Source organism: Streptococcus sp. HMSC078D09 (assembly GCF_001813675.1).
Classification (GTDB): Bacteria; Bacillota; Bacilli; order Lactobacillales; family Streptococcaceae; genus Streptococcus.
Genome location: NZ_KV813675.1, coordinates 103805 through 115295, shown reverse-complemented (window position 1 = coordinate 115295; position 11491 = coordinate 103805). Strand labels below are relative to the sequence as shown.

11 protein-coding genes are annotated in these 11491 nt (G+C 43.6%); all 11 read right to left on the bottom strand.

Going from position 1 to position 11491, the window contains the following annotated elements:
* Positions 1–88 precede the first annotated feature (88 nt).
* A complete protein-coding gene (locus HMPREF2926_RS05895) occupies positions 89–2311 on the bottom strand; it encodes a heavy metal translocating P-type ATPase (protein WP_070586874.1) in 2223 nt (740 codons plus the stop codon).
* 10 nt (positions 2312–2321) lie between these two features.
* Complete coding sequence (locus tag HMPREF2926_RS05890) at positions 2322–2693, bottom strand: cupredoxin domain-containing protein (RefSeq protein WP_003013285.1); 372 nt, start codon at positions 2691–2693, stop codon at positions 2322–2324.
* Between the two features lie 18 nt (positions 2694–2711).
* Positions 2712–3107, bottom strand: coding sequence for a CopY/TcrY family copper transport repressor (locus HMPREF2926_RS05885; RefSeq protein ID WP_070586872.1), 396 nt, complete (start codon positions 3105–3107; stop codon positions 2712–2714).
* Between the two features lie 419 nt (positions 3108–3526).
* Positions 3527–4159, bottom strand: coding sequence for an SGNH/GDSL hydrolase family protein (locus HMPREF2926_RS05880; protein WP_070586870.1), 633 nt, complete (start codon positions 4157–4159; stop codon positions 3527–3529).
* Positions 4160–5008: a Cof-type HAD-IIB family hydrolase gene (locus HMPREF2926_RS05875; protein ID WP_070586869.1), complete on the bottom strand. Its 849-nt coding sequence runs from the start codon at positions 5006–5008 to the stop codon at positions 4160–4162.
* A gap of 136 nt (positions 5009–5144) precedes the next feature.
* Positions 5145–5723 carry an HD domain-containing protein gene (locus tag HMPREF2926_RS05870; RefSeq protein ID WP_070587402.1) on the bottom strand — a complete coding sequence of 193 codons (579 nt, stop codon included), beginning with the start codon at positions 5721–5723 and terminating at the stop codon, positions 5145–5147.
* Positions 5724–5948: 225 nt separating this feature from the next.
* Entirely contained in the window at positions 5949–6491 is a 543-nt protein-coding gene (locus HMPREF2926_RS05865; RefSeq protein ID WP_070586868.1) for a ClbS/DfsB family four-helix bundle protein, read from the bottom strand.
* Between the two features lie 40 nt (positions 6492–6531).
* Positions 6532–7374, bottom strand: a complete 843-nt coding sequence (locus HMPREF2926_RS05860) for an AraC family transcriptional regulator (RefSeq protein WP_070586866.1) — start codon at positions 7372–7374, stop codon at positions 6532–6534.
* 148 nt (positions 7375–7522) lie between these two features.
* A complete protein-coding gene (locus HMPREF2926_RS05855; RefSeq protein ID WP_070586864.1) occupies positions 7523–8245 on the bottom strand; it encodes a DUF554 domain-containing protein in 723 nt (240 codons plus the stop codon).
* 23 nt (positions 8246–8268) lie between these two features.
* Positions 8269–9933, bottom strand: a complete 1665-nt coding sequence (locus tag HMPREF2926_RS05850) for a MutS-related protein (protein ID WP_070586863.1) — start codon at positions 9931–9933, stop codon at positions 8269–8271.
* Positions 9934–9936: 3 nt separating this feature from the next.
* Complete coding sequence (locus HMPREF2926_RS05845) at positions 9937–11280, bottom strand: CapA family protein (protein WP_070586861.1); 1344 nt, start codon at positions 11278–11280, stop codon at positions 9937–9939.
* Positions 11281–11491: the final 211 nt, after the last annotated feature.

The window sequence follows — 11491 nt, the reverse complement described above, 5'->3', positions numbered from 1 at the left end:
TTCGCTGACGTCCGTACTCACCTAAGGAAAATCTCAGGAAAGATTTTATCTTCACTCTACGTGATATGTGTATCACTTTTTCTTCCCATTAATCAATCTTCGCAACATTGAGAAGCAGAGAGCTAATCAAAACAGACAAAGAACTAAGGGCCATGGCAAGACCTGCTAGTTCTGGATTGAGGGTCAATCCCAGTCCTACAAAGACTCCAGCAGCAATTGGAAGCCCAAGGAGATTGTAGATAGAGGCCCAGAAGAGATTGAGTAAAATCCTGCGGAAGGTCTTTTGACTCATGTCAAAGGCGCGCACAACGCCAAGCAAATCATTTTGCGTGAGCACGATGCCACCGGACTCGATCGCAATATCCGTTCCAGATCCCATAGCGATCCCCACATCCGCGATCGAGAGAGCTGGAGCATCATTGATCCCATCTCCAACAAAGGCGACCTTGCTATCTTCTTGCAGTTTTTGGATGGCGCTAGCTTTTTCTTGAGGAAGGACATCAGCAATGACGGTGTCAATTCCCACTTGCTTAGCAATAGCTTGGGCCACCCGTTCATTATCACCCGTTAACATGACCGTTTTCAAGCCCCGTTCTTTGAGCTTTTTGATCGCTTCTTTTGAGCTGGCCTTCGGAGCATCTTGAATGGCAATCAAGCCAATCACTTGCCCATCCACAGACAAACTGATCACTGTTTTGGCCTGCTCTTGCAACTCTACCATCCGTTTTTCAAGCTCCGGATCCATCGCTGTCCCGTCATGAAGTTTGCCATTTCCCAAGGTCACCAACTGCTGGTCGATCTGACCTTGGACCCCTTTTCCTTCAATCGCTTGGAAGTTTTCCACAGGGGATAACACCAAACCTTTTTCTTCTGCTTGGGATAACACCGCTTGGGCTAGTGGATGTTCTGAAAAAGTTTCAAGACTAGCAGCCAGTGTCAAGACACGCGCTTCATCTCCTACAACATCGGTTACAAGTGGTTGGCCAATGGTAATAGTCCCTGTCTTATCAAATACAACGGTTTGAATCTTTTGCACTTCTTGAAGAACTGTTCCATTTTTAATCAGAACCCCCATCTTGGCACTACGGCCGGTTCCGACCATCAGGGCTGTTGGGGTTGCTAAACCAAGGGCACAAGGACAGGCAATAATGAGGACAGAGACTGCATAGAGCATGGCCTCTTGAAGCGACGCGCCCAGAAGCACGGACCAAACCCAGAAAGTCGCAATGGCCAAAATCGTCACCACTGGAACAAAGATACCTGAAATCTTATCCGTCAAATCTTGAATAGGAGCACGACTGGATTGGGCCATTTTGACAAAGTCCACAATTTGAGATAAGAGGGTCTCACTACCGACTTTTTCAGCCTTAAAGAGAATGGTCCCATTGCTGTTGATAGTGGAGCCAATCACTGCATCACCAACCGACTTTTCCACAGGAAGGCTTTCACCTGTCACCATCGACTCATCAATGGTCGTACTTCCTTCTACAATCGTCCCATCAACTGCGATCTTTTCCCCAGGACGGACCCGAATCAAGTCACCAATTTGGATATCTTCTGCCGCCACCTCGACATAGTTCCCATCACGGAGAACTTGAGCCGTTTTTGCCTGCAAATCCAACAATTTTTCCACAGCCTCGGAGGCATTGTTACGCATCCGTTCTTCAAAGATTTGCCCTAAGAGGATAAAGAAGATGATAAAACCCGCAGCCTCAAAGTATACTGGCTGACCAGTAAAAAGGGCAAATACACTATAGACATAGGCTACCAGGGTTCCAAGAGCTACCAAGGTATCCATATTGGAATGGTGCTTCTTAAATGAGGCCCAGGCACTCTTGATAAAAGGAACTCCTGCTACCAACATGATCGGCGTTGTCGCTAGAAAGTTTCCCCAGCGATTGACTGGATGGGAGACAAGTCCTGCCCACATCCCGATCATCAAGATTAATAAAGGAAGGGTAAAGATACTAGTAATCCAAAAGCGATCCCGTAAACTTAAGACACGACGGCGTTTTTCCACAACCGTGTAGGAACCCTTTTGCATCTTCATTCCACATGAAAACTCAAAGTCCCCTGTTTCTGTCGGGGTAAAGGATATCACTTTATCCACACCGACTTCCAAAGGCTCTAAAATCCCCTGATCTTCAAACAAAATTTCCTTGTAACAGCCGGAAGGATTGACCCGATGGAAGGTGATTTCAGCAGGGATCCCTTTTTGAAGTTGAAATTCTTTGGGACTATAGCCCTTTTCTGCTGTAATACGGATCTTTTGCACTCCGTTTTCCACAACTGCTTTTTGTTTTTCTACCATACCTACTCCTTTATTCCACAATCATTTGACCATGCATCATGTTCATTCCACATGAAAACCCATATTCGCCCGCTTTTTCTGGCGTAATTTCAATGACATGTTTTTCACCTAAAGGCAAATCTTCATGAACGCCAAAATCTGGAAAGATCACTTGAGCCAGACATGAAGATGGATCCTTGCGATTAAAGATAATCCGGGCAGGAACATTCTTTTTCAGGACAATGGTTTCAGGCGAATACCCCCCCATGACTTCGACTTCAATTTCTTGATAACCTGATTTCTGACGAGCGTGGCCGCTTACCTTTTCATGCTCTGCAAAGAACCACCAAGCAATAAAAGCAACCCCAAGTAAACAAACAATACTAATTAACAATCCAAACATGGAAATTCCTTCTTTCTATTACATACAATTGCAAGGGACTGTTTCGACAGCCTCAGCTTTCTTTTCTTCCAGGACCTGCTGCAGCTGATTAAGATCTGCAAGCGTAAAGTCACTCGCCTGAATCAAGTTTTCAAGCACCTGGACAATTCTTTTTGAGCAAACCTTGTCTTTCACATCCTCAACCACCAAGTCTAACCCCTGGTCCTGCTTCAACAAAGCCGAGTAGACAAAGGCTTTGCCAGATTTTTCTCTGGTCAGACAGCCTTTCTCCACCAAGCGCGTCAAGAGGGTCTTGATGGTCGACTTCGACCAGTCAAAGCGCTCGGACAAGACGGCGATCAAATCCGTGCTGGTCTGCTTGCCTTCCATCCAGATAATCTTCATGATGCGCCATTCCGCATTAGAAATTTGCATGGCTCCTCCTTTCACGATCTACATTCGTAAACCTTATGATGTTATTTTACACCTAAGATTTACATTTGTCAACCAAAAAGACAAAAAAATTTCCTCTTGGAAATAGAGGAAGGTAGACAATCTGTTTTTACAAAAAATCATCTAAAGAAATCTAAAAAGAAATAGAATTGATTTCAATTATAAGAACCATTCAAATATTTCCTGAAACTTTCCGCCGTGAGAAAAGTGCTAGAAACACTATTGTTTCTAGCACTCGGGAGTTTTGGAACCTTAGGTCCAAAACTAAGTCATGGAACTTCGTAGAAGTTCGCTGACGTCCGTACTCACCTAAGGAAAGTTTTTAAGAAGACTTTATCTTCAATCTGAAATTTTTCTTTGAAGATTTGTCTAGTTGGGCTTTTTCGCTCCCTATTTTGTCTCTATAATGTCTCCTGCAGAGCTTGGGCTAGAACTCGGTAACCAGCCACACTTAAATGGAGACCATCTGTCGTATAGGCTTCTGCTAACTGCCTCTTTTCATCCAATAAAGACGAATACACATCAATATAGCTGACCTGGTGGTAGGCTTGGGCCAATTCGCGATAGGCCTGGTTAAGGGATTGAATTTTTTCATTGGTCCTCACATAGACCTTTTGCTTGTAGCGCTCTTCTTGACTCACCGGTAGAACCGAGATCAGGTTGATGTGAGTTAGCGGAAAATCCCGCATAATTGCTTGTAAGACCGCTTCTACATTGTCTAGGGTTTCCTTTTGAGGAATTTCTTTTCCGATATCATTGGTCCCGATCAAGAGAAAGATCTGATCCACCGCCGTTCCAAAGACATGGGCGTCTAGATGTTCACGAAGGAGATCTGTCTTATAGCCTCGCACTCCCCGATTGACCATGTGCTTCGGACTTTGTAATAGTTCATGAATGGGGAAATACTCCACGATGGAATCTCCGATAAAGATCAAACCAGGCTCCTTCAGAGGGGCTTGATTGAGTTCCCGATAGGTTGTTACGATCTTCTCCTGCTCCTTTATGAGCCAGTCTTCTAACAGTTGTACTGCCATCTAATTCTTTCCTTTCACTTGTTCCCAGGGGGTCAATCCTAGATACTCTTCGATCACCTGGTAGACACCGCCTTCTTGATGGCTCGGCGCTAGGTGTTTGGCAACAGCCTTGACAGCTTCTTCTGCATTGGCCACAGCATAGGAGTGACCAGCCATTTCAAGCATTTCGATGTCGTTTCCGCTATCCCCAAAGGCCATGACCTGACTAGCATCGAGCTGCCATTTCTCCATTAATTGAGCCAGTCCCCAAGCCTTGTGAATACCTGCTTGTAAGAGATCCATGCTCCCGAAACCGCTCGAAACCGCCATGAGCTGATCTCCAAAAGCCTGTTGGACTTCCCGACTCACTTGATCAAGACGATCCAAGCCAACCACCAAGCTCATTTTAAGCACCTGGTCAAACAAATCGGCTGTCAGTTCCGGAACAAACTTCATTCGCTTGTACAAGGCTTCAATCACTTCCGGCTGCATGAATTTTTCAACTTCTGTAAAGACCGTGCCTTCCTTGGCAAAGCCACCATTGACAGCTGATACAACCAATTGATCTGAAATTTCCCGGCCCCTAAAATAAGCAAGAACCGCCTCCACCAATTCCCGATCCCAGAATTTTCCTAGAACCATCTGGTCATTCTCAAAAATCCGAGCTCCGTTGGCGACGACCAGAGTCACCCGCTTGACCAAGGGACCCAAGAGCTGGCGCATGCGATGGATTTCATTTCCCGTCGCAATGACAAAGCGAATCCCTTTTTGATCCAAGTGGTCCAACAGCCTTTCCAGACGCGGAAGATCCACCTCTCCTCGTTCATCTAATAAGGTTCCATCCATATCTGTTGCAATCAACTTAATCATACAATCTAACCTTTTCCCTTTCATAGGGTGCAAACTATCTGTTCCCATTATACCACAGATCAAGCAAGTCAAAACCACCCGTGAAAACAGGTGGCTTCCTCTTGGGCTGAAAGTTGTTACTGATGGCCAAAGGATCTTATAAATATAAGCCCTTTTCTACACTTTCATGAACCAACTCTTCCGTCAGTTTCCATAATTCTTCCGATTCACTTTTTATAAATTTTTTCTTTTCTAATACCATCTCTGAACGGATATGATCAGGATTATAATTGACTTCTGATACTTCCAAGTGATTGATCAGTGGTACCAATGCATCAATCACTCTTGCATATCTTGCCTCAGGACTCTGCCCTTTTTCAAACTCCAACCACGAATTTTTCATATTCAAATAGGTTGCTTCTGGAAGGAGGCTCATTGTTTTTTCTATAGATGCCAGCTCTCTATCATGAGCATGAACCTTTTTTTCATCATCAAACACCCAAGTATCTCCGGCATAAATCTCACCTAAATCATGAATCAATAACAGAAACATGACCTTTTCTATATTCAATTTTTCAGGATAATAATCTTGCAAAACCATCGCAGCTATCGCACCCTGCCAGGAATGCTCGGCACTATTTTCAAACCGTCCATCAAGGGTTCTATTAAACCTTGTTACCGACTTTAATTTCTCGATTTCTTTAATAAATTCAACTGTCTGATTCAAATCACTCATGGCAACTCCAACCTCCCTATTCGAAATTACGACTATCATACCAAAAATCAGGGTTTCCATAAATTACTTCCCATATTTGCAAAAAGATAATGTCCCTCTTTTTCTAATTCCGAGAATTGATTTGAAATGAAAAAGAATGCTGATAAATCAACATTCTTTTTAAGTATTATTTGCAAAAAACAAGATATTTTGTCTGTTTAGCTACCAAAAAGATACCATATCTGCTTATTTTTTCTTACAATTTTTTTGATGTGCTTTTAATTTCTTCATCGCCCAATCATAATGACTTGAAGTAGCACTTACAAAATACGAACCAAGTACACTTCCTCCTACCCACTTATAGACATCTTTTGAAAACAATTCTTCATTTGTAAATCTCTCAGCTAATTCTAAAATATCTTTATGGGATTTATGAAACATTTCTTTTGCATCTTCAAGAGAAGTATTTTGATGTTTTTTCCAAAACTCGACATTCATATCTCCATAAGTTTTCCAATTATATGGAGCTGGAATAAAAGGTTTTGCCACTCCCTTTAAATTTGTATCTACCCAATTCAAAAGAAGTTGGTGCCATTCATATAAATGAATCAAAATATCTCTTAAATTTTTGTCTCTTTTCCAATGAGCCTCTTTCTTTTTTTCATCACTTGAAAAGTCAAGAGGTGTGTTTAATTCTTCGTCAGATAGCTTAGCAATTAATACGTTCAACTTATCATAGTTTTCTTTCGCTGCAATCATTAAATCTTCTTTTGTTCTTGGTCTTGGCATAATATTTCCCGCTACTTTACGCTATATCTCAATATGGTTTTTAAGCTTTAGTTATCGGAATCCAAAGTTCCATTTTGTAGTCTTTGCTGTGCATATCACCTTCATAGTAATATTCAAAGTCAGATTTTCCTGAATGAATATAGCCATGCTCAGGGAAGAATACTTCCATTGCATATTTCCACCCGTTATGAATGCACTCCGGAACACTTCCTACTAATTCTACAACAGCATACTCTGCTTCTTCCACTTCCAAAACATCTAGGCCCATACTTGTGGCTTTATCTACATCATTAACGATATAACCAGCCATATAGTTTATTGTGCTTGGATTTTCCACATCATGGCAAACGCCAACACTTTGACCGTTTCCCAAACTTGCAAGTTCATCGTGGCTATATTTTTCATACAGCTTATCCCAGACACTTGGACATAATGATGAATTGATGCTTTGTTCATTTACCCCTGCAACTGTAAATGCTTGTTTCTTTTGAATTGTAATATTCATGCTTCTTCCTCCTCTTACACTGAGTGCTAATTGCACCCGTGAAACTAATTTGAATGGTTTCCCATTTCTCACCTCAGAAGGAGTAAATCCATGAAAATTCTTAAAAGCAGTCCCAAATGAATCCGATGACTCGTATCCGAATTTGAAAGCAACGTCAATAATTTTTTCATCCGTATTTCTTAATATAACGGCTGCTTCCGTCAATCTTCTGCTTCTTAAATATTCTGAAAGCGTTGTTTCAGTCAGAATAGAAAACAAGCGACTGAACATTGAATACGAATATCCGGATAACTGAGTTACTTTCTTTTCATCAATTTCATCATCAAGAACTGTTTCAAGATAATCAATCGTATCGTTAAACGACTTGATAATATTCATTTCGATTCCCCCTTTCCTTCAGTTTATTTTAGTATAGAGGAAGATTTCTTTTCTTACCCTACAATATCCGTACAAGTTTTGTAGGTTTCATTTCATAGAAATTTATACCTTGCTAAATTCAACAAATTCAAATAACACTTTTGTTTTATCAATAAATCCATCGAAAGGCCCAAATAATGGCAATCAGCACTGCTGGCAGGAGATTGGCAACCTTGATGCGTTTGCCCCAGATGAGGTTGATCCCCACACAGAGAATAAGGCTGGAGCCAACCAGTGAGAGATTGGACAGGGCTTGTGGGGTCATGATCGGTGCGATCAAATGAGCCAAAAGTGTGATCAAGCCCTGAAGGATTACGAGTGGGACCACCGCAAAGATCGCGCCCTTTCCTTTTGAAACAGTCAAGACCAGAACGATGACCATATCCAGTATAGCCTTAGCCAATAAGGTCGACGTGTCGCCTGTCAAGCCATCCTGGACAGCTCCAACCACCGCCATAGCCCCGATACAGATGGTCAAGGCCGTGGTCATAAAGGCATCGACAAAGCTGGTATCACCTTGGTTGCCTGTCTTTTCCTTCAGCCAGATCCCGAGGTGCTCCAAGCCCTCCTCAATTTTCAAGAGCTCCCCAAGCACCGTCCCAAGCACTAGACTCAGGATCAACATCATACTGCCATGGCTTTCCACATGACTTCCATGCACCACCAGCATCTTTTCCAAGGTCCCCGCGATGCCCAAGACAAAGACAGCAACTCCTGTCACTTTCAGAAGGGTCTCATGAAAATCTTCTGACAAACGTTGACCGATGAGCAATCCTAAAAGCCCACCAAATACGACCCCTAAGGCATTATAGAAGGTCCCCAAACCGATCATTTACAAACTCCTTCATTCATTTTTCATTCTTTTTCAATTTCTTTCAAAGACCAACGTCCCGTCTCTTCATACTGGTCAATCAAGTCCTTGGCTGTTTGCGTGATCTCCTCTGGATAATGTAGGCTTTCTAGGGTATTGACCGCATTTTTAGTCACGGCTGACCCTGGCTTGATCTGGTAGTCAAAGACGATCTTGCCCTCCACATAGCGGCTATCAAAATGGTAATTATCATTAACCTCACCAGAGGCTGCGACCAACTCAATATCATGGCTGGAGATCATGTAGAGGCAGTTTTGGGAAGCCAACCAGCGGACAATCCCAAGGCCAGACCCGATCCGCTCGATGGTATTGGTCCCCTTAAAGAGCTCGTCAATAAAAAAATAATGAAAGCCAGGCTCTTTGAGATGCTGAATCATGCGTAAAATAGCTTTGCTCTCCGTTATAAAGTAGCTATCTCCAACTTCAATATCATCGCTCACATCCATAGCCGTTAAAACATGACCATAAGGGAGGGCCAATGTTTCTCCATAGGCGAAGCCCAGTCCTTGAGCCAGAATAGCATTTATGGCGACCGTTTTCAGATAGGTCGATTTTCCAGACGCATTGTCTCCACTGATGACCATATTTTTTTGAAAATGCACATCATTGGCAATCGGATTAGACAGCAAGGGATGATAGAGCGTCTCTCCCTCAATGCCACCCGTTTCCGTAAAGACTGGCTGGCAGACCACTTCTAGATCCCGCTTGTGGCGCAAGAGGCTAATAGCAACTTCCATCTCTCCAAGGAGATCCAGAAGCTTCTGGGCCTCTTTTTGATAAGCCTTCACCTGATTGTAAATATAAACCTGAGCGATCTGCGGGAGTAAAAAGAGGACGTTGAGGTAGAGGAGAATAATTTCCATCTCAGATGTCCCCGTTGGACTCTGCAAGACACTGGCAAGGATCCGCGTTTTCTTAAAGGGTTTGACCGCTTGCTTCAATTCTTCTTGTTGTGGCAAGGCTAGATGGCTCAAGCGTTCTGCCGAAGCAAAGATGCGGACCAAATAGCTAACATTGTCCAGACGAATTTTGTTGGACCAATTGCGCAAACTCGAAAAGACGATATTAAAGACCACACTGATAATCAAGAGGGTGATCGCCCCAACTGGTTCAAAGGGAATGGCAAAGAGGCAGACAATGGGAAGACAGGCTAAGGCTAGATAGAGGGGTAAACCTGCATAATGCTTGCCGGGATTTGCGACAATGCTCCGCGCCATGTTGTGGTTTTTCTTGCCCAGTTGGTTGAAAATGACCTGGACCTTGAGGCGCAAATCAGGATGCTCTTCAAAGAAGGCTTCTAAGTCATGAAGCTGGTCCTGAGGCTGGAATTCCAGCAGGCGCATCTTTTGATAGAGAGCCTCTGCTCCAAGGCTCGATTGGGTATAGTTGAGCTGATCAAAGACCGCATCCAAAGCCAAATCATGCCAGGTCTGATCATCCACTTGGCTATCGATCGTCTTTCCCTTAGCTGGATAAGCCAGACTATCTATCAAACTTTCTTCTGTGTCTTTCTTGCGAAAGAAAGGCGCTCCATCCCAAGCCTTCTTCAGCTTTTGCTTGAGGCGGATGGCTGTAAGAAATTTGGTTGCCCAAATCACCACGATCAATCCTAGGATCCCAAGCGGGATCCAGTTCACATTTCCTTCCATGCTCTATTCCTTTCCACTCTGAGGCCAGTCCAAGTGGACATGTTCCTTCATTTCTCGGTATGCCGTGTCCACTCTCTCCTTGGTCTCCTCATCCAGCTTGTCGCGGTATTTGCCACCCTGGATAAAATCTTCCAAAATATAGGTCTGGTACTTGTACAAGTCATAGCCTTCAGGAGAATAGGTTCCCTTCGGAGTCCGACTAACCCAGGTTGGATGAGCAGTAGCCGTCTTAATCCGTGTCTTGCGGCCAATCTTTTCGATGGTCACATCCATCAAGACTCCTCGTTCTGTCCACTGGGCAGTCTCCACGTCCCCCATGGTTTCCAGACGCTGATTAGAAAGGAAATTCCCCATCGAGTAGATGATGAGCTTGTTTTGACCATCTTTATTGACCACTTCAGCAGGCTCCACAACATGGGGATGCCCACCAAAGACGATATCAGCTCCCCAAGAAACCATCTTATGATAGAGCTCTTTTTGCTCTTCTGTCGGCTCCAATTGGTACTCGATTCCCATCTGGGGCATGACAATGGTGATATCGGCCTCTTGCTCCGCCTTTTGGATCTCCGCCTTCATCCGTTCTTCATCCAGATCAGACAAGACATCTGCTTGCTCTTCTGGAGTAAGGGTCGTTTCCATTCCATTAAACCCATAAGCGTAGGCTAGAATAGCAATCTTGATGCCATTCACTTCCTTGATCACCAAGGGGGCCTGGCCTCTCTTTTCATGCGTATAGACACCGACAGGTGTGATGCCGGCATCTTCAAAGGCCTTGGCTGTCGAATAGACCCCTTCTAGACCTGAATCCAGGATATGGTTGTGTCCCAAATCCATGACATCATAACCAGCATCCTTGATGGCTGGTACGACTTCGCTCGGCGCATTAAAGAGGGGATAACCTGACAAATAATAATTGGGGTTAATAGTTCCCTCAAAATCACCCAAGGCTAGATCCGCTTTTTGTAGCCAGGGTTTGACATACTCATAATTTTCATGAAAATCATAGCTTCCGTCTTCCTTTTGTGCACTCATATAGACCAGATCATGATAGAGCTGGTCTCCATTCGCCATGATTCGAGCTGTATGAGGAATCTGATCAGCCGGTGTTTTTGCCTTGTACACAACCTCTGGCCGTTCGGTTGCGGTGATCGGAAAGCCTTGGAACTTTTGCACCCACAAGATGGCATTGGCCACGATAAAAACGACGGACAAGAGCACATAGACAAACTGTTCATTCGTCAGCTGAATCCTTGAAAAGAGGCGATCAAAAGCCCAATCAAAGGCCGCCGATAGCTCTTTTCCCATCGTCTTGATGGTCCCTTTCACATTCTCCCACTTCTCTAACATTCCTACCTCTTCTTCCTACCTCAACAGATTGAGCTGTCATTGAAATACTTTCTCTTCATTGTATCACAAATTTCCAGAGGAGAATAAAAGTTCTGCAAAACAGAACTTCTAAATGATTTGATATTAAAAGAATGGTTTCTTCAAAGCAGAAAACATCATCACGATTTTCAACTGATGCAAGCATCTACTGAAACTTTCCGCTGTGAGAAAA

Excerpts from the sequence above, each read along its gene's own strand:
- HMPREF2926_RS05895 (WP_070586874.1), bottom strand. The coding sequence starts at position 2,311 with ATGGTAGAAAAACAAAAAGCAGTTGTGGAAAACGGAGTGCAAAAGATC.
- HMPREF2926_RS05890 (WP_003013285.1), bottom strand. The coding sequence starts at position 2,693 with ATGTTTGGATTGTTAATTAGTATTGTTTGTTTACTTGGGGTTGCTTTT.
- HMPREF2926_RS05885 (WP_070586872.1), bottom strand. The coding sequence starts at position 3,107 with ATGCAAATTTCTAATGCGGAATGGCGCATCATGAAGATTATCTGGATG.
- HMPREF2926_RS05880 (WP_070586870.1), bottom strand. The coding sequence starts at position 4,159 with ATGGCAGTACAACTGTTAGAAGACTGGCTCATAAAGGAGCAGGAGAAG.
- HMPREF2926_RS05875 (WP_070586869.1), bottom strand. The coding sequence starts at position 5,008 with ATGATTAAGTTGATTGCAACAGATATGGATGGAACCTTATTAGATGAA.
- HMPREF2926_RS05870 (WP_070587402.1), bottom strand. The coding sequence starts at position 5,723 with ATGAGTGATTTGAATCAGACAGTTGAATTTATTAAAGAAATCGAGAAA.
- HMPREF2926_RS05865 (WP_070586868.1), bottom strand. The coding sequence starts at position 6,491 with ATGCCAAGACCAAGAACAAAAGAAGATTTAATGATTGCAGCGAAAGAA.
- HMPREF2926_RS05860 (WP_070586866.1), bottom strand. The coding sequence starts at position 7,374 with ATGAATATTATCAAGTCGTTTAACGATACGATTGATTATCTTGAAACA.
- HMPREF2926_RS05855 (WP_070586864.1), bottom strand. The coding sequence starts at position 8,245 with ATGATCGGTTTGGGGACCTTCTATAATGCCTTAGGGGTCGTATTTGGT.
- HMPREF2926_RS05850 (WP_070586863.1), bottom strand. The coding sequence starts at position 9,933 with ATGGAAGGAAATGTGAACTGGATCCCGCTTGGGATCCTAGGATTGATC.
- HMPREF2926_RS05845 (WP_070586861.1), bottom strand. The coding sequence starts at position 11,280 with ATGTTAGAGAAGTGGGAGAATGTGAAAGGGACCATCAAGACGATGGGA.